Below are 21,031 nucleotides of genomic sequence, written 5' to 3' on the forward strand. Positions count from 1 at the left end.
TAGAGAGGATGGAGGATTGGGATATGGACGATCAAAGAGTTCCAGACAGCGCGCTCGCCCCCAAACCGCAGAGCGAAACGGACAGAGGGGCTGCGTCCGCGAACGCTTCGGCCGCAATCCCCGGATCCCCCATCGGGCAAAGCAGACACAACGACGAAGCGGAAGAGTTCGCATACGCGGTCATCCGGCGCGCAGTTTCGCTCACAGGCGTGAAAATCGATCGCGCCGCATTTCTTCGCGCGGAATTGAAAAAGCACAGTCCCTCCACCGATCCCGACCTCGCCATCGCCACAAGCCCGATCTCTGCCGGTGCCGCCCCTCAAGAAGTCGATGCAGCTGCGCGCGCTGTCATCGATTTCGAAACGAGGAAGTGCGCTGCGATTTCCTTCGCAGCGGGCATTCCCGGCGGCATAGCACTTGCAGGGACGGTTCCCGCAGACCTCGCACAGTATTTCGCGCACGTCATGCGCGTCGAGCAGAAACTTGCCTATCTGTACGGCTGGCAAACCTTCCTTGACAGCGACAACGAGATAGACGACCAAACCATTCTGGAACTCGTCATCCTCATGGGTGTGATGCTTGGTGTCGGAGGCGCAGCATCCCGGGTCACAAAGTTCGCAACAGATGTCGCAAAAGCCAGCGTCGCAAAGGCGATAGAAAGACAAGCCCTCACGAAAACGTCATGGTACCCTTTGGCGAAAAAAATCTTGCGGGCGATAGGCGTCAACCTCACCAAGAACGCGCTTTCCAAAACAGTCAGCAAGATCGTTCCCGTGATAGGCGGAGCCATATCGGGTGGATTGACGTACGCATCGTTCAAACCAAGCGCCGAGCGTCTGCGCAGGCATCTTCGCGCACTCCCCCTCTCCGGCATCGATCCGAACACTTCAAACGCAAAGCCTGGCGAAGCGACAGCGGTTCTGGCCGAAGCGCCAAAAACAACAGGTGAAGCCTTTTCGTCTTTGAGGAAGCGAGGCGAGTAAAACCCCATTGAGCACGAATCCACCCTGCGATGGCTTCGGCCCGCCCCTGCTTTTCATCCAAAGCCCCATCCCCTCATGCGAATCGCACCCTAGACAAATTCGCCGAAAGCACGGCCTCTTCGTTACGTCGCTGCCGAAAGCAGGAGCCGCGGCCAAGCGGCACATGCCATAGGCTAACCCTCTTCCCCGCCCTGGCCGGAAGATTCCTCCTGCGCTCGCCATGCGTCCACCTTCGCGTTGATGTCCTTCCCGAACGCTTGCAGGAAGGGAATCCAATCGTCGAGCACTCTGCGGGCACAGTCGAGTGCGAACTCGGCGTTGTAGTTGTGGGAAAGCTCGTTACGCACAAGGCGCATCTCGTTCCAGCGCGCGTCATCCTCGATGATGCCGTTGTAAGCCGCCTGCTCGATGGCCTCGCGGGGACTCCCCTTCGCCCAGTCGACGATGCCGTAGCGCTGGATCAGCACGTCTTTCATGAGCTTCCATGAAAGGTCGAAGGCGAGCTTGAACTTGCTGAGCAAGCCGGAGAGCACATAGGTGTCTTCGAACACAGGCTTGTCGTACGCTTGGCCAAGCTCCCAGATCAAGCCGTTAAGATTGGCCAGACGATCCGTATAAGACGATTCCGTCACGGTCGATCGCCTCCTTCAGCATTGGGCTCACCAGCCCGTTCATGCGAACGATATCCCACTTCTTGAGCGTCGGGAGCGCCTCGAGGTCGTCCTGCAGGGCATCCCAATCGCGAACCGTCCAACCCCTGCCAGGCCATACGGCGATATCGATGTCGCTTGTAGAATGCGCCGCGCCTTTCGCGAAGGAGCCGAACAGAACAGCCGCCGCGATGTTGCGCTTCCTCATGCACGACACAGCCGCCTCAAGGAGGGAATCTATGTCCCGTCTTCCTTCCACAGCTCCCTCACACATTGAACTTGAAGTGCATCACGTCGCCGTCCTGCACGACGTAGTCCTTGCCCTCTTGGCGCAGCTTGCCGGCCGCACGGCACCCGGCCTCGCCGCCCAGCTCCACGTAGTCGGTGTAGGCGGCCGTCTCGGCCTTGATGAAGCCGCGCTCGAAGTCGGTGTGGATGACGCCGGCGGCTTGCGGCGCTTTCGCGCCGATGGGGATGGTCCACGCGCGCGTCTCCGTCTCGCCGCTCGTGAAGTAGCTCTGCAACCCCAAAAGCTTGTACGCCTCGCGCACGAGGCGCGCAAGGCCGCTCTCCGCAAGCCCCATGGCCTCCAGGTACTCCTTCGCCTCGGCGGGGTCGAGCTCGGCCAGGTCGGCCTCCACCTTCGCCGAGATGGGCACCGGCTGGCAGCCGTCGATCTCGGGCAGGTCGGCGTCCAGCTGGTCCTCGTCCACGTTCGCGATGTAGAGCATCGGCTTCATCGTGAGCAGATGCAGGTCGTAAAGGGCTTCGCGCTCCTCGTCCGTCAAATCGAGCGTGCGCGCGCGATGGCCCTCGTTCAGCCCTTCCAGCGCCTTCTTCGCCGCGGCCAGCTTGGCCGCGCCCGCCTTGTCGCGCTTGGCTTCCTTCTCAAGGCGCGGGATGGCCTTCTCCACCGTGGCCATGTCGGCCAGCACCAGCTCGGTCTTGATCGTCTCCACGTCGGACTGCGGGTCAACGCGCCCCGCCACGTGCACCACGTCGGGGTCGCCGAAGAAGCGCACCACCTCGCAGATGGCGTCCGTCTCGCGGATGTTCGCCAAAAACTGGTTGCCCAGCCCCTCGCCCTGGCTCGCGCCCGCCACGAGCCCTGCGATGTCCACGAACTCCACGGTGGCCGGCACGATGCGCGCCGGATGGTCGATGGCGGCCAGCGCGTCGAGCCGCGCGTCGGGCACGGGCACCACGCCCACGTTCGGTTCGATGGTGGCGAACGGGTAGTTGGCCGCAAGGCCGCCCTTGTTGGTGAGGGCCGTGAACAGCGTGGACTTGCCCACGTTGGGCAGGCCGACGATACCGATGGATAGCGACATGAGAGTTCCTTTCGAAAGACACCGCTTCATGATAGCACCCCTTCGCCCGTGCGGGCGAAGGGGTGCGTCCGGCTACATCACGAAGAAGCCGAACTGCTGGGCCACGTACGCGATCAAAATGACCGTCACCAGCACGGGTGCGATGTACTTGATCATAACGACGAACAGCTTCTCGGACTTGAACGGCCCGGACGACTTCACCTCGTCGACGACCACCTTCGGCTTCACGATCCACCCCACGAACACGCACGCCATCAAAGCTGCGATGGGCATCATCACGGAGTTCGAGATGAAGTCAAGGAAATCGAGGATGGCCGTTCCCTCGCCGAACGGCTGGATGAACGACAGCTGGTTGTAACCGAGATTCACCACCACGGCCGCACAGGCGATGAACGCCACCACGGCGGCGAACGCCTTGCGGCGGCTCCACCGCAGCGAATCCGCCACGATGGACACGCACGTCTCGGTGAGCGATATCGCCGAAGTGAGCGCCGCGAAGATCACCAGCAGGAAGAACAGGAACCCGACGAGCACCGCCACGTCCCCCATGCGGTTGAAGATGTCGGGCAGAATGACGAACATGAGCGACGGGCCCGATTTCGCCGCCACGGCCTCGCTCGACCCCATAGCCGCGAACGCCGTGGGCACGATCACCAAACCGGCCAAGAAGGCGAAACCGGCATCGAACAGCTCGATGCGGCGCACCGACTGCTCCAAATTGTCCTTCTTGCCGAGGTACGAGCCGTAGGTGATCATGATGCCCATCGCCAAGCTCAAGCTGTAGAACATCTGCCCCATCGCCGCGATCACCAGCTCGGGGCCGAACTTGCTCATGTCGGGCGTCAGGTAGTACGCCAAGCCGTCGAGCGCGCCCGGCATCGTGAGCACGTACGCCGCCAAGCCGATCGTCATGAGGATGAGGATGGGCATGAGAACCTTGTTCGCCTTCTCGATGCCGCCTTTCACGCCAAGGCCCACGACAATGAACGTCGCCGCCAAAAACAGCAGCATCCACAGATAGCTTTCGGGGTTGTTCGACGTGAAGCTGGCGAAATACGCGCCCCCATCGGCCAGCGCGGCCGGACCATCAAGCAGATAGGCCGCCGCGTACTTCGTCACCCAGCCGCCGATCACGCAGTAATACGGCACGATGACGAACGGGATAACGGACGTGAAGAAGCCGATGAACGCGTATTTCTTGCTCAGCGTCCTGAACGCTCCGATGGCGCTCTGCCCCGTCTTGCGGCCGATGGCCACCTCCAGCATCATGAGCGAGAATCCGAACGTCACCACGAGCACCATATAGGTGATGAGGAACGCCCCGCCGCCGTATTTCGCCGCCAAATAGGGGAAGCGCCACAGGTTGCCCAAGCCCACGGCGGACGCCGCCGCCGCCAAAATGAACGCCCACTTGCTCGACCAGAGCGAGCGCAGGGGCGCGCCGGTTGAAGCCATCGCGAAAAACCTCCATGTCGAAACGAAACCTGCAAGGAAAGGCGCCGCGGCTCCGCCGCGGCAAAAGCGGAAGGGGCGCTTGTTCGCAGCCCGCCTCCGCATCATGGCCCGAAACAGTAATTGTAACGGCAAACGACCCGATTGCGGCGATGTTTTTTTCACACGGGCGACAACGCGACCCGACAGAGCAGACATCGTCACGCTATCATGATGCGCGAAGGAAAAGACGGACAAGGAGAACCCACCCATGTGCGGCATCTGCGGATTCACCGGCGCCTCGCAAGGCGACCTGCCCATCCTGAAGGCCATGTGCGACATCATGGCGCATCGCGGCCCCGACGGCGAGGGGCAGTACCTCGACGGAGGCGTGGCACTGGGGCACCGGAGGCTGTCGCTCATCGACCTCGAAGGCGGCAACCAGCCGATGGTGCGCGCCGACGGCGGCCGCGACGCCCGCACCACCTCGCCGGCGCTCGCGCTCGACGGCACCCCGCTCGCGGGAGCGGAGGACGCGGCGGCCACCGGACAGTACGCCATCGTGTTCAACGGCGAGATCTACAACTACCGCGACCTGCGCGCCGAGCTGGAGGCGCAAGGCTGGGCGTTCAAGACGCACTCAGACACCGAAGTGCTGCTCACGGGCTACCTCGCCTGGGGCGAAGACGTCCTTTTGCGGCTGCGCGGCATGTTCGCGTTCGCCATCTGGAACCGCGAGACACGCGAGCTGTTCTGCGCGCGGGATTTCTTCGGCATCAAACCGTTCTACTACACGGTGCAGAAGGGGAAAGGCGGCAGCGCGGATGCAACGGCGGGCGAGAGCGCCGAGGCGGGCAGCGCAACGGCATGCGCGGGCGCGGCTGACGGCAGCGCGGGGACCAGCGCGGCAACCGCCCCCCGATTCATCTTCGCTTCCGAGATCAAGTGCATCCTGGAGCACCCCGCCTACGAGCGCAAGCTCAACGAGGACGCGCTGGAGCAGTACCTGTGCTTCCAGTTCAGCGCGCTCGACGAGACGTTCTTCAAGGGCATCTTCAAGCTGCCCCCGGCGCACTGCCTCACCGTACGCGCCGACGGCACCGTCGAGATGCGCCGCTACTGGCGCCCCGCCTACGATTTCGACGAGCGGCGCAGCCGGAAGGACACCGTGGATGCCATCGACAAAGCGCTGCGCGAGAGCGTTCGCTACCACAACGTGGCCGACGTGGAGGTGGGGTCGTTCCTTTCGAGCGGCATCGACTCCAGCTACATGGCGGCGTGCCTGGCGAAGGAGAACCCGGACATCAAGACGTTCACCGTGGGCTTCGCCGAGTACGAGGACGAGCGCGACGAGATCAGCTGGGCGCGTGAGCTGGCCGACGAACTGGGCATCGAGAACGACTCCAAGCACATCGGCGAGGACGAGTACTGGGAGAGCCTGCCGCGCGTGCAGTGGCACATGGACGAACCCTCGGCCGACCCGAGCGCCGTGGCGCTGTACTTCGTGGACCAGATCGCCGCGAAGCGCGTGAAGGCGGTGCTGTCCGGCGAAGGGGCCGACGAGTTCTTCGGCGGCTACCGCATCTACCAGACGCCGTTCGCCAACGAGAAGCTGGCCTGGGTGCCGAAGGGCCTGCTGCGCGGCGCGTCGAAGGCGGCCCGCGCGCTCGGCGTGCGCGGCGCGAACTACCTCGAGCGCGCGAGCGAGACGCCCGAGGACTGGTACTACACGAACGCGAACGGCGTGGCGTTCAGCCCCGAGGAGCGCGAGCGGCTGCGCGCCGGCAAGCGCGCGGCGGGCACGGACGCAAACGCGGGTTCCGCTGCGGGTGCCGCCGCAGGCGCGGCCGTCCCCACGCCGCAAAGCCTCACCGCCCCCATGTACGCCGAGGTGGCACACCTCGACGAGACGACGCGCATGCAGTACGTCGACCTGCACTTCTGGCTGGTGGGCGACATCCTGCTCAAAACCGACAAGATGTCGATGGCCCACTCGCTGGAAAGCCGCGTGCCCTTCCTGGACACGCAGGTGTTCGACGTCGCGCGCACCGTGCCGCTTGCGCTCAAAGTGAACGCCGAGCAGACGAAGATCGCCCTGCGCGAGGCGTCCGAGCGCGCCATCCCGCACGACTGGGCGCAGAAGGAGAAGCTGGGATTTCCCGTGCCCGTGGTGAACTGGTTGCGGCAGGATCGCTATTACGCCCTGCTGAAGGAGTGGTTCACCGGCCCGGAGGCAGAGGCGTTCTTCAACACCGACGAGCTGGTGCGACTGCTCGACGAGCACAAGGCCGGCGCCGACCGCTCGCGCAAGATCTGGATCGTCTACATGTTCCTCATGTGGTACCGCATCTACTTCGTGGACCGCGCCGTGCCCGAAAAGCCCGCAGCGTGAAAGAAGGCCCCTTCGCGGGGCCTTCTTCGTTCAGGCGAGCTTCGACGCGTCGACGGCCACGAGATGGCCGTGCTCGTCCTCGAACACGCACAGGCCGCCGTCGCGGCTCTCGTACAGGTGCCGGAAGCGGGCGAAGCGCTCGGCTCGCGTCGGCGCGGGCGCGGGCAGGGCGCCTTCGCCCGCGGGAGAGAAGCCTTCCGGCTCTTCCGCAGAACCCTCCGGATCCTCCACGCCCCCCTCCCCGCCGTCTGCGGCGCCTTCGACGGCCTCTCGAACGGCCTCCCGCACGAACGAGGAACCCGAAACGGAGCAAGGAGGCACGCCCTCGCCCTGCCCCCAAGACTCAGGCCCTTCGCCCTCCGGCACCGCCGCCGAGGCGATGCGCGCTGCGTCCGACTCTTCATTCGCCTCGGCTTCAACCATGGCACTTGGCTCCTCCCCCGCGGCACCTTCGACCGTCACGGCTCCTGCATCCGCAGACCCCTCGTCCCGCGCATCCGTCGCAACCTCCGAGGCGTCGTCATCTGCGACAGCCTCCTCGCCGCGTGCGCCGTCAAGCGCTGCAGCGGCAAGGCCGCCTTCGAACACTTCCATCCCCGATGCCATCATCTGCGCTGACGACGTTTGAAAGCCGACCCCTAAGCGAGAGCGCAACGACAGGTTCGACTGGGCGATGGACGCAAGCTCGCTTCCGCGCTCTGCGAGCGCTTCGTCGTCTGCCCGCTCCAAAAGCCTGCCGATCTCGAGCACGCGGCTCCACGAGCGGGCGTCCAGATCCTCTTTCAAGGACACGATCCTCTCCACCTCGCGCGCCACGCGCTTTTCCGTTGAACCACCGAACATGCAAGCCGCCTTTTCTTGGAAGGCCCTATTGTAGCATGTCAGTAGATGACCCTCCAGAAGACCAATCCCTGAGCAGGGGCGTTCTCGCCCGCCGCGCGACGATCGCGCGCCTCGAGCACCTCTTTCACCCAGGCGGCGTCGCGTTGTCCCCGGCCCACCATCACGAGCGTGCCCACGACGGTGCGCACCATCGAGTGCAGAAACGCGTTGCCCACCACCTTGATGGCCATGATGTTCTCGCCCATCACCGTCTCGGGATGGAATGATATCTCGCGGATGTTGCGGTGCGTCGGCTTGCCTTCAGCAGAGGCCGCCATGCAGAAGCTCTTGAAGTCGTGCTCGCCGAGCAGATGGCGCGCCCCGGCCTCCATGGCCGTGATGTCCAGCCCACCGGGCACGAACCACGAGAAGTCCTTCATGAAGATAGGGCTCGTCGAGTCCACGCACAGATGATAGTGGTACTCGCGCGCCTGGGCGTCGAAGCGGGCCGAGAAGCCGGGCTTCTTCGGCTCCACCTCCCGCACGGTGACGGCGTCGTGCGTGAGCGCGTTGAGCGAGCGGCGCAGCGAGGGAAGCGAGCGCCCTCCCAGATCGAGGTCGTTCACATCGAAGCTCACCACTTGGCCGAGCGCATGCACGCCGGCATCGGTGCGCCCGGCGCACGTCGTCTCCACATCGCGCTTGAACAGCAGTCGCAAAGCGTCTTCAAGATCGCCTTGCACGGTCAGCTGCCCAGGTTGCCGGGCGAACCCGGCGAACGGCGCGCCGTTGTAGGAGAGCGTGAGCGCAAGCGTGTGCTCGCGGACGGGTTTGTCGGCAACGGCCGCATGCGCGTCATCGCGCTCGCGCGCTGCGTTGGCCGAGGGAATGGGTGTCATGGTATGCGTATTCATAGCCCGTAATGATAAACGAAGCGGCTCGATCCGCAAGACCGAGCCGCCCGCCGCTTGCCAAACTGTTATATGCGCGCACAGGTCGTTCGCAACGCCAGCGGGAAGCGTTGCGGCGCTTCGCAGCGCCAAACCGCTCCCCCGTCCGTCTCGGAACGGCAGACCCTTACGAGGCTCGCCACACCTGGGTTCCGAAAAGCTCCTGAAGCTCGGAGCGCATGATGGGGCTGCGGGAGTCCACCGACACAGGCAGCTCGGCGCGGAACTTGTGGCCGTCGTTCTGCTGAACGAACAGCACCACCCCGTCCCGCCCCGGATACGAGCGCAGGATGCGGTTGAGCCGCAGCGACTTCGCCTGGTCGAAGTCGGCCATGGGCACGCGCAGCTCAAGGTGCGAGGGGCGCGCGTCGGCATCGCTCAATTCGATGGCCTCCACCTCGAACGCCATGATCTGGTTGCCGCGGTCGTTGTGCTCGAACTTGCCCTTGACCTTCACGATGGCGTCTTCCTGGATGGCCTCGGCGTTCTCGTCGTACTTGAAGCAGATGGCCTCGATGTGCCCCGTCGTGTCCTCCAGCGTGAACGTGGCCATCTTCGTGCCGCGTTTCGTGAGCTTCGTCACCACGTTCGAGATCATGCCCACGAACACCGCGGACTTGATCTCCTTCGTGCGCTCGGCCAAGTCGCCCAGCTGGTACTTCGTCATGCGCGCGATGGCGTTCTCGTACGGACGCAGGGGGTGATCCGAGACGTAGATCTTCATGATCTCCTTCTCGTAGGACAGAAGCTGGCGCTTCGGCCACTCGACGCCGTCCGGCTTCGGCACCTCCTCCTCGAAGCCCGAGTCGGGATCGTCGGCGAACAGGTCGAACATCGACACCTGGCCCCTATCGCGGTCCTTCTGGCGCTTGGAAGCGCTCTCAAGAAGCGGCGTCTCGTCCACGAAGTACATGAGCTGCTTGCGCGTGTAGCCCGTCGAATCGAACGCCCCGCCTTTGATGAGAGCTTCGAGCGTCTTGCGGTTGTAGCACTTCGCGTCGAGGCGGTTCACGAAGTCGTGCAGGCTCGTGTACGGGCCGTTGGCCTCGCGCTCGGCGATGATGGCCTCGGCCACGTTCGCACCCACGCCGCGCACGCCCACCAAGCCGAAGCGGATGCCGTCGTCGGTGGGCGTGAACTCCGCGTTCGAGGAGTTGATGTCCGGCGGCAGCACCGGCGTGCCGTTGTGGTTGCAGCTGGAAATGTAGCGGATGAGGCGGTCGGTGTTGCCCATGTAGGACGACAGCACGGCAGCCATGAAGTCGTTCGGGTAGTGAGCCTTCAGATACGCCGTGCGCATGACGAGGATCGCGTAGGCGGCCGAGTGCGATTTGTTGAACGCGTACTTCGCGAACTTCTCCGCATCGTCCCAGATCTGCTTGGCGATCTCGAGCGAATAGCCGTTCTCCACGGCGCCGGTGTTCCAATCCTCCTGCAGCGCGCGCATGACATCGAGCTTCTTCTTGCCCATGGCCTTGCGCAGCTTGTCGGCCTTGCCGGCCGAGAAGCCGCTCATGGCCATGGATATCTGCATGATCTGCTCTTGGTAGACCATGGTGCCGTACGTCTCCTCCAAGATGGGGCGAAGACGCTCGTCGTAGTAGTGGATGGCGGTCTTGCCGCTGGCCACCTTCACGTAGTCGTCCACCATGCCGGACTCGAGCGGGCCCGGACGGTTGAGCGCGATGGAGGCGACGATGTCCGAGAAACGATGCGGTGGCAGACGGGAGAACAGGCCCACGTACAGCGCGCCCTCCACCTGGAACAGGCCGTCCATGTTGCCGGAACGCATGAGCGCGAACGCCTTCTCGTCGTCGATGGGGATCTCCTCGGGCACGATCTTCGTGCCGAAGCGCCGCTCGACGTTGCGGCACGCCATCGTCAGCACGTCGAGCGTGCGCAGGCCGAGGAAGTCCATCTTCAGAAGCCCCAGATCGGGCGTGTAGTGGCCGTCGTACTGGGTGATGATGCCGCCGCCTTTGGTGTCGCGCTTCATGGGCACGTGATCGCTCATGGGATCGCGGCAGATGATGGTGGCGCACGCGTGCACGCCCTCACCGCGTATATGACCCTCGATGGAGCGCGCGGCGTCGATGATGACCCTCACGTCCTCTTCGGTCTCGTAGGCCTTCTTGAGGTCGGGGTTCGTCTCGAGCGCCTTGTCGATGGTGATGCCCAGCTCGTCGCCGATCATCTTGCAGATGCGGTCGCCCACGCCGTAGGGATAGTCCATCACGCGCGCGGCGTCGCGCACGGCGTTTTTCGCCTGGAGGGTGCCGAACGTGATGACCTGGGACACGTGGTCCTCTCCGTACACGTCCTTGATGTGGTTGATCACCTCTTCGCGGCGACCCTGCTCGAAGTCGACGTCGATATCGGGCATCTCCACGCGCTCGGGAGACAGGAAGCGCTCGAACAGCAGCCCGTTCGAAAGCGGGTCGAGGGCGGTGATGCCCATGGCGTAGGCCACGATGGCGCCTGCGGCCGAGCCGCGGCCCGGACCGACGCCGATGCCCTGGCTGCGCGCCCACTCGATGTACTCCTGCACGATGAGGAAGTACGCCGGGAAGCCCTGCTGGATGATGATGCCCATCTCGTAGTCGGCGCGCTCCTGGGCCTCCGGAGGCACCGGGTCGCCATAGCACTTGACGAGGCCCTCCTGCACACGCTTGCGAAACCAGCTCTCCTCCGTCTCGCCCTCGGGCAGGGGGAACCGCGGCAGAATGGAATCGCGCTCGAGCACGACGTCGCACTTCTCGGCCACCTCCACCGTGGTGTCGCACGCCTCGGGGAAGTCCTTGAGGGCAGTACGCATCTCCTCCTCGGTCTTCATGTAGAACTGATCGTTCTCGAAACGCAGCCGGTTCGTGTCGTTCACGGCCGCGCCCGAGCTGATGCACAGCAGGTAGTCCTGGGCCTTCGCGTCCTCTTTCGTGAGATAGTGGAAATCGTTCGTGGCGATGGTCTTGAGGCCGGCGGCCTTCGCCACGTCGGTGAGCATGTGGTTGAGCTCGGTCTGCGTGAATCCCGCATCCGTGCGGATGCCCTGGTTCTGCAATTCGATGTAGAAGTCGCCCGGTTCGAAGCAGCTGGCGAACTTGTTGGCCCACGCCACCGCCTCGTCGAACTGGCGGTTGTCGAGCAGTTTCGGAATGATGCCCGCGATGCACGCCGACGAGCCGATGATGCCCTTTCCGTACTTCTGCAGCATGGAGAACGTGGTGCGCGGCTTGTAGTAGAAGTTATCGACGTGCGACTCGCTGACGAGCTTCACGAGGTTGTGGTACCCCTCGTTCGTCTTGGCCAGCAGAAGCAGGTGGTAGAGTTTGGGTTTGACGTCCTTGCGCAGCTCCTCGTCGGTGGTGAAGTACACCTCGCAGCCGTAGATGGGCTTGACGCGCTTGCCCGTCTCGGCCTCCACCTTGTCGCACATCTCGCACAACTGCGGCACCCCGGACATCACGCCGTGGTCGGTGACCGCGACCGCCGGCATGTCGAGATCGGCGGCGCGTCTGACCATGTCGTAGATGTGCGTGTGGCCGTCGAGCAGGGAGTACTCGGTGTGGTTGTGCAGGTGAACGAATGCCATATCTTGTGCCTCGAATCGGTCGCAGATGCGCTCTTGTGTCGTTGCCATGATACCAGCATCCCTTGTTCCCCGCATCGAACAAACGATGGTTTTCAAAAGAAGGTTGCGGACGGAGCGCCTCGCGCCCGTTGTCGCCCGAAAGACACGGTTTCGCGACCAAAATCGTGTCTTTCGGGCGACAACGGGCGCGAACGCAAGGAAGGCCCCCTCGCGGGAGCCTTCCTTCGCTTCTTTTCACAACCGCAGCGCATCGAACGCTCGCGTTGCCAAACGATCGCACGCTGCGGATCGTGGAGCGCTCGCGCCTTACGCGGCCTGGGCGACCTTGAGCTGGACGTCGCACCACGCCTTGTCGGCGGGAAGCGTCGTCTTGGCGGCCTCCTGCTCGGAGAGCGTCGCAAGCTCGGCCTCGATGGCTGCCAGGCGCTCGCGCACCTGAGCGACATCGATGTCGGCCGAGGGGAGCGCGCGGTCGGCGAGGATGATCACCTTGCCGTCGCCCACCTCCACGTAGCCGCCCTGCAAGGCGTAGCGCCTCACCTCGCCGTCGGCAGCGCTCATGCGCACCTCGCCGTCGGCCAGCACCGACACGAGAGGCGCATGGCCCGCGAGAAAGCCCATCTCGCCCTCGACGCCGGGCACGACGACCAGCGTCGCCTCCTCGGAGACGAGCCTGGCCCTCGGCGTCACGATGTCGCACATGAACCCAGCCATTTACGCTTCCTTCTTCATCTCTTCGTACGCTGCGTAGACGTCGTCGATGGAGCCCTTCAAGCGGAAGCACTGCTCGGGGATCTCGTCGCACTCGCCGTCCAGGATGGCGGCGAAGGAGCGGATGGTGTCCTCGAGCTTCACGTACTTGCCCGGCAGGCCCGTGAACTGCTCGGCCACATGGAAGCACTGGCCGAAGAACTGCTGCGCCTTGCGGGCGCGGTTCACGACGAGTTTCTGCTCTTCGGACAGCTCGTCCATGCCGAGGATGGCGATGATGTCCTGCAGGTCCTTGTAGTTCTGCAGAAGCTCCTGGATGCCCGTCGCCACGCGGTAATGCTCCTCGCCCACGATCTGCGGGTCGAGCGCGCGGGAGGTGGACTCCAGCGGGTCGACGGCCGGGTAGATGCCCAGCTCCGCGATGGAGCGGGACAGAACCGTCTTCGCGTCGAGGTGCGTGAACGTCGTGGCCGGCGCCGGGTCGGTCAGGTCGTCGGCGGGCACGTACACGGCCTGCACCGACGTGATGGAGCCGGTGGAGGTCGACGTGATGCGCTCCTGCAGATCGCCCATCTCGGTGGCCAGCGTGGGTTGGTAGCCCACGGCGGAGGGCATGCGGCCCAGAAGCGCGGACACCTCGGAGCCGGCCTGCGTGAAGCGGAAGATGTTGTCCACGAACAGAAGCACGTCTTGGCCCTGATCGCGGAAGTACTCGGCCTCGGTGAGGCCCGCGAGGCCCACGCGCAGACGCGCTCCCGGAGGCTCGTTCATCTGACCGTACACGAGGCAGGTCTTGTTGATGACGCCCGAGTCGCTCATCTCGAGGTACAGGTCGGTGCCCTCGCGGGTGCGCTCGCCCACGCCCGTGAACACCGACGTGCCGCCGTGCTCCTGGGCCAGGTTGTTGATGAGCTCCTGGATGATGACGGTCTTGCCCACGCCGGCACCGCCGAAGAGTCCCGTCTTGCCGCCCTTGACGAAGGGCTCGACGAGGTCGATGGCCTTGATGCCGGTCTCGAAGATCTCGGTCGTCGTGGTCAGCTCGTCGTAGTCGGGAGCCGGACGGTGGATGGGCATGTAGCCCGACACTTCGGGCATGGGCTTCTCGTCGACCGGCTCGCCCATCACGTTCCAGATGCGGCCGAGCGTCTCAGGGCCGACCGGCATCATGATGGGATGGCCCGTGTCGACGACCTCGAGCCCGCGGACGAGGCCGTCCGTCGAGCTCATGGCCACCGAGCGGACGAGGTTGCCCGGCAGGTGGGTCTCGACCTCGAGGACGACGTGAAGGTCGCCCGCGGAGGTCTTCGCATCAACCGTCAGCGCGTTGTAGATCGCCGGCAGCTGATCGGGAGGGAACTCGACGTCCACGACCGGGCCGACGATGCGCACGATGCGCCCCGCCGCGCCTTTGGTGGCTTCGAGCTCCTCCTTCGAAAACATGTGTTCAGCCATTTATTCCTCCAAAGCCGCTGCGCCACCGACGATCTCGGAGATCTCCGTCGTGATAGCGCCCTGGCGTACGCGGTTATACAGTCTGGTCAGCGTTTCGACCATTTCGGTGGCGTTGTCCGTCGCCGACATCATGGCGTTGCGGCGCGCGCCCTGCTCGGCCGCAGCCGAGTCGATGAGCGCATGGTAGAGCGTCGTGCGCACGTAGGCCGGCAGCAGACGATCCAAGACGGCGTCGGCGCTCGGCTCGAAGATCACGTCGCTCTCGAGCTTCGAGCCCTCCCCCGTCGCGGCGCCGGCTTCGAGCGCCGAAGCGTCCACCGGCAGCACGCGCTCCTCGCGAAGCTGCTGCTCGGCGGCGTTCTTCGCATGGTTGTACACGACGACGACCTCGTCGATCTCGCCGTTCACGTACCCGTCGATGGCCAAGGCGGCGATGGCCGAGGCCTCCTCCACCGTGGGGTCGGCGGACAGGTCCGCGAACTTGAGCACCGGCTCCACCTTGCGGTAGGTGTAGTACCCGACGGCCTTCTTGCCGCAGGCGACGACCTTCACGGCCGCGCCCGCCGCTTGCCTGTCCCTCATAAGGCGGTCGACGTGCCGCAGCACGTTGCTGTTGAAGCCGCCGGCCAGACCGCGGTCCGACACGACGACCACCACGAGCACGTTCTTGACCTCGTCATGCGCGCGCAAAAGCGCGTTCTCGGAGCCACCTACACGCTTGGCGACGTCGGCCAGCATCTCGACCATGGACTCGGAGTAGGGCGTGGCGTCCTGCACACGCTCGTTCGCGCGGCGGATCTTCGCCGCGGCCACCATCTCCATGGTGCGCGTGATCTGCTTCGTCGAGGAGACGGAGTTGATACGCCGTTCTATGTCGTGAAGGTTGGGCATCATCCACCGCCTTTACGCCGAGGGAGCGAACTGCAGCTTGAACGCCTCGATCGCCGCGTTCAGATCCGTCTCGATGGCGTCGGTGAACTTGCGTTCCTTCTCAAGCGCCTCGAACACCTCGGCCTTGGAGGCGTGGAGGTAGTCGATGAGCTCGCCGCGGAAGCGCACGACGTCGCCGACCGGGATGTCGTCGAGGTAGCCGTGGCCGCCCGCGTAGATGGCGACCGCCTGGTCCATGACGGGCATCGGGTTGTAGCGGCCCTGCTTCAGAAGCTCGGTCATATGGGCGCCGCGGTTCAGCTGGTCTTGCGTGGCCTTGTCCAGGTCGCTGCCGAACTGCGTGAACGCCTTGAGCTCGCGGTAGGCGGCCAGATCGAGGCGCAGTGTGCCGGCAACCTGCTTCATGGCCTTCACCTGCGCGGACCCGCCGACGCGCGACACGGAGATGCCGACGTCGACAGCGGGGCGCTGGCCCTGGAAGAACAGGTCGGTCTGCAGGTAGATCTGGCCGTCGGTGATGGAGATGACGTTCGTCGGGATGTAGGCGGACACGTCGCCGGCCTGCGTCTCGATGATCGGGAGCGCCGTGAGCGAACCCGCGCCCATCTCGTCGGACATCTTCACTGCGCGCTCCAGCAGACGGGAGTGCAGATAGAAGATGTCGCCCGGATACGCTTCACGTCCCGGCGGGCGGCGCAGCGTGAGCGACATCTGGCGGTAGGCCACGGCCTGCTTGGTCAGGTCGTCGTAGATGCACAGCACATGACGGCCCGGGTTCTCCGGACCGGCCACCTCGCCGTTCTCGCCCGTGTAGATGAAGTACTCGCCCATGGCGGCACCCGCCATCGGGGCGATGTACTGCAAGGGGGCAGAGTCGGACGCGGAGGCGTTCACGATGATCGTGTACTCCATCGCGCCGTGCTTCTCAAGCGTCTCCACCACGCCGGCCACCGTGGAAGCCTTCTGGCCCACGGCGACGTAGATGCAGATCATGCCCTTGCCCTTTTGGTTGATGATGGCGTCGACCGCGATGGCGGTCTTGCCGGTCTGGCGGTCGCCGATGATGAGCTCGCGCTGACCGCGGCCGATCGGGATCATCGAGTCCACGGCCAGGATGCCGGTCTGCATCGGCTCCTCGACGGGCTGGCGGTAGATGACGCCGGGGGCCTTGAACTCCACCGGGCGCATGCCCTCGGCCTGGATGGGGCCCTTGCCGTCGATCGGCACTCCGAGCGGGTTCACCACGCGGCCGAGCAAGCCCTTACCCGAAGGCACCTGAACCAGACGACCGGTCGTCTTGACCTGGTCGTTCTCCTTGATTGCGGTGACGTCACCCAAAAGCACGGCACCGACTTCGTCCTCTTCGAGGTTCTGGGCCATGCCGTAGACGGTCTGGCCGTCGGAACCGACGAACTCGAGCAGCTCGCCCGCCATGGCGTCTTTCAGCCCGTCGACGCGCGCGATGCCGTCGCCGATCTGGATGACCGTGCCGACCTCGCGGGATTCGACGCTCGTGTTGAGCGCGTCGAGCTGCTGGCGCAGTGCCTCGTCAATAGACTTCGCGGTGATTTCAGTCACTAGCATTCACCTCCATCTGTTGATAGTTTGAGCACGTTGCGAGCGTTTTCCAGCTGCGACAGGACGCTTGCGTCGATGCGCTTGCCGTTCGCACTCATCAATATGCCGCCGAGCAGGGACTTGTCGATGTGCTCGCGCAACACGACCTTGGTGCCCAAGTCGGCTTCGGCTTTCCTTACAATGACCTCGCGCAGATGATCGTCCAGCTCGACGACGGTCGTGACGTCGACGACGGTGACGTTCAGCTTGCGTTCGAGCTGCTCTCCGTAGCTGGCCCATACGCGCGACAGCAACGCGAAGTCCCCGCGCTCGGCCATGACGGCCAGAACGTCCACGAGGACCGGATGGCATTGCGCGAACACGCTGCGCGCAAGGCCGTTTCTCTGCTCGGGCGTATAGGAGCTGTCCTCCAAGGCGCTGGAGAGGTCCATGTTCGAACGCGCGGCGCGCATGACGCGCTCGGCCTGGTCGCGGACCTCGAGCACGGCGTCTTGGCCACCTGCCTCGTATGCGCCGTCCAGAAGGGCCGACGCATACGCCGCGACCTTTTCCCTGAGAACATGGCGGCTAGTTGGCATTGAAACTGCCCGCCTCGTTCACGTAGCGCTCGATGACCTTGCGGTGCGCCTCGTCGCTCAGATCCTCGCCGATCAGGCGGGAAGCGACGGCGACGGACAGGTCGGCAACCGAGCCCTGCAGATCGGAGATGGCGGCCTTCTTCTCCGCCTCGATGGCGGCATGGGCCTTCTCGATCATCGTGGCGGCCTCGGCCTGCGCCTTGTCGGTGATGTCGGCCTTCACGGCCTCGCCGGTCTTCTTGGCGTCGGCGACGATCTGGGCGGCCTGGGCCTTCGCGTCCTCGAGCTGGCGCTTGTACTCCTCGAGCACGCGCTCGCTCTCGATGCGGGCCTGCTCGGACTTCTCGAGGGAATCCTTGATCGTCTCTTCGCGCTTCTCCAGCATGGCCTCGAACTTCGGCCAGCCGACCTTGGCGAGGACGGCCCACAGGACGATGAAGATGACGAGCATGGGGACGAATTCCAGCGGATCAGGCAGGATCGCGCTGATGCCGCCCGATTCGCCCTCGCTGGCGAACGCGAGCGCAGGGAAGGCCGCCGTCGCGCCCACGCCGCCGATGACGGCGAGGCCGATGCGGTGCCGTGCCTCTTTCGCTCTAGCTTTCACGTACGTACCTCCTTTTAGCCTTAAACGGCGAATGTCCGAATGAGGCTCGTTCTACACGATGAAGGTAAGCACGAAGCCGATGAGGCCGAGGGCCTCGGCGAGAGCGGCGCCGATGATGAAGTTCGTGAACAGGCGGCCCTGCAGTTCGGGCTGGCGGGCGGTTGCGACGCAGCAGCCGTAGCAGGCGATGCCGATGCCCAGGCCAGGGCCGATCGTCGACAGGCCGTAGCCCACGAGCTTCAGAGCGTCGATGACGAGAGTTCCGTCCATGTGTCTCCTCCTTTACCGTCTTTGGGCCTCTCCCAAAGACTCCAGTACGACTATGTCCACGGCGTTGCATGCCGAAGGAACCGAAACGGGTGCGGCGGGTGCGCCGCGCGGATGCGACCTAGTGGTCGGACGTGGCGAGGCCGATGTACACGGCGCTCAGGATGGTGAACACGTACGCCTGCAGAAACGCGACGAGCACCTCGAGCGCGTACATGGCGAACAGGAACAGCACCCAAGCGATAGAGATGGCCCCGTCCACCGGCGCCCCCTGTATGGCGCTGCCGATGAACATGCTCGTGAGCAGCGCGAAGATACCGAGCACCATGTGGCCCGCGAACATGTTGCCGTACAGTCGCACGGCGAGCGTCAGCACGCGCAGCACCGTCGAGAACAGCTCGAGGAACCACACGAGCGGGACCATGACCACGGGCAGGCCCGACGGAGCGAACGACTTGAGGTAGCCGCCGAGCCCCTTGGCCCTGATGCCCCAGTAGATGAAGTACACGAACGAGATGGCCGCCAGCGCCCAGGTGATGGAGATGGAGCCGGTGGGCGTCTTGCAGCCCGGAATGAGCCCCACGAAGTTGCTGATGAGGATGAAGAAGAACAGCGTGGCCAGAAACGGCAGGTGCCTCTTGTAGCCGTGGCCGATGGCGCTCTCCCCCATGTCCTTCTTCACGAACTCGTAGCCGTACTCGACCATGCTCGCGAATTTGTTCGTGGGGATGAGCGTGAGACGCTTGGAGGCGGCGAGCACCACCGCGAGCGTGATGAGGAAGCAGATGATCATCCACAGCACGTACTGGGTCATGCCGAACGACCCCGAGCCGAACACGAAAGCCGAATCGAACGAATGCTGGAGATGGGGCACCTGCTCCGCAAGGGACTCAAGAGGGTTCACGTGTCTTACCTTTCCATCCTACTTCCGCACCAGTTTACTGAAACCGAAGGCCACGGCCGCAATGCACAGGGCCGCAACCTCGGCGAGAACGAACGGCAAAACCAGATCGCGCGCGAGGGCCACGCAGGCGATGGCGGCGGCGAAAATCACGATAACCGAGACCAGCACGCCAAGAAGCAGGGCCCCTGCGTGCCCCAGGTTGCTGGTATCGGTTACTCGTCTCGTCATACGCAGCCCTGCGACCAGGGGCAAAAACCCCGCGATGCCAAAGAGCGCGCCCACCACGATAGCTGCTGCCATGTCCTGCTTTCCCGCCGGCCGCACGGCATGCGCGTGCGAATCCTATCAAGCCGTAACGTATGATAGCCGAACTTACCGCCCCGCTCACGATAAGGTAACAAATTCCTACAAAAATCGGGCGAGCGGTCTTAAAACCGGGCAGAAAACTGCATAAAGCGGGCGACATGATCCCAATAACCGCATATTTTCGATGCGCGGGCGACGACTCCATGTTAAGCCAGGATTGGCAGAGGCCGGGTCAGCCCGCCGAGCGAGATCCTGCCAACGCTTCGGAAGGCCCCGTCCTTCGGGCGAGAAGGGGACTTCCGAAGCGCCCGGCCAGGGAAGCTCGACTCGATACTGGGCGAACACGAGCCCGTGTCGATTTCGGATTGGCATAGAGGGCGACGAATCAGCGCGGGGCTCGATGCGCCGCGCAAATCGTCGCACGCAAGCAATGGCTTGGGCGCGGACGACAAGCGGCAGACGCGGGCGGCGCGGGCTACGAACAGACGAGCGAGCGCTTCGCAAGGCCCAGAAAAGGAGGCTCCCACTGCGTTGCCATGCGCGTCCATATTCCCCTCCTGGGATTTTGCCGGCAGACGAACGATGCGGGCGACATGAAGGGCCTTGCGATGTCGCAAGCGGGCGATTCTCGCGCCGAGAGGCGAGCGCGAAAAGCGGCGTCGCCTCAGCCGCCGCGTCCTTCCGAATACGGCGATTACCGATCCGTCATTTGCAAGCAAGCAAAGCCACCCCCGCGGTCGCCAACCGGACGTTTCCGCACCGCGACCCTAAGAGGAGCCGCTTCGGTAATGAATCGGCTGAAATTTTCCGATATTGTACCACAAGCCGCGCGAAGACAACTCAAAGCGCCTGGGAAAGCCTCTTTCCCCTTCGTTTCGGTACATTATTTCGAAAAAACTCCCATTTATTTACCGCAACGCGCGCAAGAACGCCTCGGAGCTAACGGCACGGTGCAATATCGTCGGAAATCAGCCGATTCTTTACCGTGTCGCGAAAGAAGGATTCGACGAAAGCTTCAAATGCCATGAAGGAACGGAAGCGAAACGGGAAAGCGGACTGACACCGAAGCAGAACCTCCAGCGCTCCCCTTCCGCGTCACCCTTCGAACACGCGCAGCTTCATGCCGGCCTCTTCGAGCATGGACATAGCCAGCTCGTCGGGGTACGGATTTTGGTAGACGATCTCCTCGATGCCGGCGTTGATGAGCATCTTCGCGCACACGACGCAGGGCTGCGTGTTCACATAGATAGACGCGCCCGTGATGTTGATGCCGTAGCGCGCCGCCTGGATGATGGCGTTCTGCTCGGCGTGCAGACCGCGGCAGATCTCGTGGCGCTGGCCGCTCGGCACGCCGAGCTGTTGGCGCAAACAGCCCGTCTCGGCGCAGTGGCGCATGCCGGTGGGCACGCCGTTGTAGCCCGTGGCCAGGATGCGGCGATCTTTCACGATGACGGCCCCCACCCCGCGCCGCATGCACGTGGTGCGCGTGGCCACCTCGTTCGCCAGCTTCATGAAGTACTCGTCCCAGCTGGGACGGTGGTCAAGCGGCTCGGTCATGGTTTTCATCCTTCCTGGTCCAGCAAAGT

19 protein-coding genes are annotated in these 21,031 nt (G+C 64.2%); 2 read left to right on the plus strand and 17 right to left on the minus strand.

What is annotated here, in order from left to right; translation table 11 throughout:
* Window positions 1-23: 23 nt before the first annotated feature.
* The gene (locus B5F40_RS12675) at window positions 24-983 is read left to right on the plus strand and encodes a hypothetical protein (RefSeq protein ID WP_087194650.1); all 960 of its coding nucleotides are present in this window, start codon (window positions 24-26) and stop codon (window positions 981-983) included.
* A 173-nt stretch (window positions 984-1,156) separates the two neighbouring features.
* Here the strand turns inward: B5F40_RS12675 and B5F40_RS12680 are convergent, their stop codons facing one another.
* The 4 genes from B5F40_RS12680 to B5F40_RS12695 all read right to left on the minus strand — a co-directional run bounded on the left by B5F40_RS12680 (window position 1,157) and on the right by B5F40_RS12695 (window position 4,419).
* The gene (locus B5F40_RS12680; RefSeq protein WP_087194651.1) at window positions 1,157-1,615 is read right to left on the minus strand and encodes an HI0074 family nucleotidyltransferase substrate-binding subunit; all 459 of its coding nucleotides are present in this window, start codon (window positions 1,613-1,615) and stop codon (window positions 1,157-1,159) included.
* Complete coding sequence (locus B5F40_RS12685) at window positions 1,575-1,841, minus strand: nucleotidyltransferase family protein (RefSeq protein WP_162610981.1); 267 nt, start codon at window positions 1,839-1,841, stop codon at window positions 1,575-1,577. The genes B5F40_RS12680 and B5F40_RS12685 overlap by 41 nt, the downstream gene beginning before the upstream one ends.
* Before the next feature lie 58 nt (window positions 1,842-1,899).
* Entirely contained in the window at window positions 1,900-2,964 is a 1,065-nt protein-coding gene (gene ychF, locus B5F40_RS12690) for a redox-regulated ATPase YchF (RefSeq protein WP_087194653.1), read from the minus strand.
* A gap of 72 nt (window positions 2,965-3,036) precedes the next feature.
* Complete coding sequence (locus B5F40_RS12695) at window positions 3,037-4,419, minus strand: sodium-dependent transporter (protein ID WP_087194654.1); 1,383 nt, start codon at window positions 4,417-4,419, stop codon at window positions 3,037-3,039.
* Between the two features lie 247 nt (window positions 4,420-4,666).
* Here B5F40_RS12695 and asnB point away from each other — a divergent pair, with 247 nt between their 5' ends.
* Window positions 4,667-6,787, plus strand: a complete 2,121-nt coding sequence (gene asnB / locus B5F40_RS12700; RefSeq protein WP_087194655.1) for an asparagine synthase (glutamine-hydrolyzing) — start codon at window positions 4,667-4,669, stop codon at window positions 6,785-6,787.
* A 30-nt stretch (window positions 6,788-6,817) separates the two neighbouring features.
* Here the strand turns inward: asnB and B5F40_RS12705 are convergent, their stop codons facing one another.
* The 13 genes from B5F40_RS12705 to B5F40_RS12765 form a co-directional block, all read right to left on the minus strand.
* Entirely contained in the window at window positions 6,818-7,630 is an 813-nt protein-coding gene (locus B5F40_RS12705) for a hypothetical protein (protein WP_087194656.1), read from the minus strand.
* Between the two features lie 38 nt (window positions 7,631-7,668).
* Complete coding sequence (gene truA, locus B5F40_RS12710) at window positions 7,669-8,508, minus strand: tRNA pseudouridine(38-40) synthase TruA (protein WP_338049456.1); 840 nt, start codon at window positions 8,506-8,508, stop codon at window positions 7,669-7,671.
* Between the two features lie 178 nt (window positions 8,509-8,686).
* Window positions 8,687-12,148: a DNA polymerase III subunit alpha gene (gene dnaE / locus B5F40_RS12715; RefSeq protein ID WP_087194675.1), complete on the minus strand. Its 3,462-nt coding sequence runs from the start codon at window positions 12,146-12,148 to the stop codon at window positions 8,687-8,689.
* Window positions 12,149-12,454: 306 nt separating this feature from the next.
* A complete protein-coding gene (gene atpC / locus B5F40_RS12720; RefSeq protein WP_087194658.1) occupies window positions 12,455-12,862 on the minus strand; it encodes an ATP synthase F1 subunit epsilon in 408 nt (135 codons plus the stop codon).
* Window positions 12,863-14,314: a F0F1 ATP synthase subunit beta gene (gene atpD / locus B5F40_RS12725; RefSeq protein ID WP_087194659.1), complete on the minus strand. Its 1,452-nt coding sequence runs from the start codon at window positions 14,312-14,314 to the stop codon at window positions 12,863-12,865.
* Entirely contained in the window at window positions 14,315-15,205 is an 891-nt protein-coding gene (gene atpG, locus B5F40_RS12730) for an ATP synthase F1 subunit gamma (RefSeq protein WP_087194676.1), read from the minus strand. It abuts the gene before it with no gap.
* A gap of 12 nt (window positions 15,206-15,217) precedes the next feature.
* Complete coding sequence (gene atpA, locus B5F40_RS12735) at window positions 15,218-16,789, minus strand: F0F1 ATP synthase subunit alpha (protein WP_204217400.1); 1,572 nt, start codon at window positions 16,787-16,789, stop codon at window positions 15,218-15,220.
* On the minus strand, window positions 16,783-17,361 hold the full coding sequence (gene atpH / locus B5F40_RS12740) for an ATP synthase F1 subunit delta (RefSeq protein WP_087194661.1): 579 nt from the start codon (window positions 17,359-17,361) through the stop codon (window positions 16,783-16,785). Before atpH ends, atpA begins: the two co-directional genes overlap by 7 nt.
* Window positions 17,351-17,968 carry a F0F1 ATP synthase subunit B gene (atpF, locus tag B5F40_RS12745; RefSeq protein WP_087194662.1) on the minus strand — a complete coding sequence of 206 codons (618 nt, stop codon included), beginning with the start codon at window positions 17,966-17,968 and terminating at the stop codon, window positions 17,351-17,353. The genes atpH and atpF overlap by 11 nt, the downstream gene beginning before the upstream one ends.
* A gap of 51 nt (window positions 17,969-18,019) precedes the next feature.
* Window positions 18,020-18,238: an ATP synthase F0 subunit C gene (atpE, locus tag B5F40_RS12750; protein WP_087194663.1), complete on the minus strand. Its 219-nt coding sequence runs from the start codon at window positions 18,236-18,238 to the stop codon at window positions 18,020-18,022.
* 118 nt (window positions 18,239-18,356) lie between these two features.
* Window positions 18,357-19,139 carry a F0F1 ATP synthase subunit A gene (gene atpB / locus B5F40_RS12755; protein WP_087194664.1) on the minus strand — a complete coding sequence of 261 codons (783 nt, stop codon included), beginning with the start codon at window positions 19,137-19,139 and terminating at the stop codon, window positions 18,357-18,359.
* Between the two features lie 18 nt (window positions 19,140-19,157).
* On the minus strand, window positions 19,158-19,439 hold the full coding sequence (locus B5F40_RS12760) for a hypothetical protein (RefSeq protein WP_087194665.1): 282 nt from the start codon (window positions 19,437-19,439) through the stop codon (window positions 19,158-19,160).
* A gap of 1,101 nt (window positions 19,440-20,540) precedes the next feature.
* On the minus strand, window positions 20,541-21,002 hold the full coding sequence (locus tag B5F40_RS12765; RefSeq protein ID WP_087194666.1) for a deoxycytidylate deaminase: 462 nt from the start codon (window positions 21,000-21,002) through the stop codon (window positions 20,541-20,543).
* Window positions 21,003-21,031: the final 29 nt, after the last annotated feature.

Origin of the sequence: Gordonibacter sp. An230, assembly GCF_002159915.1 — a bacterium.
GTDB lineage: Bacteria > Actinomycetota > Coriobacteriia > Coriobacteriales > Eggerthellaceae > Rubneribacter.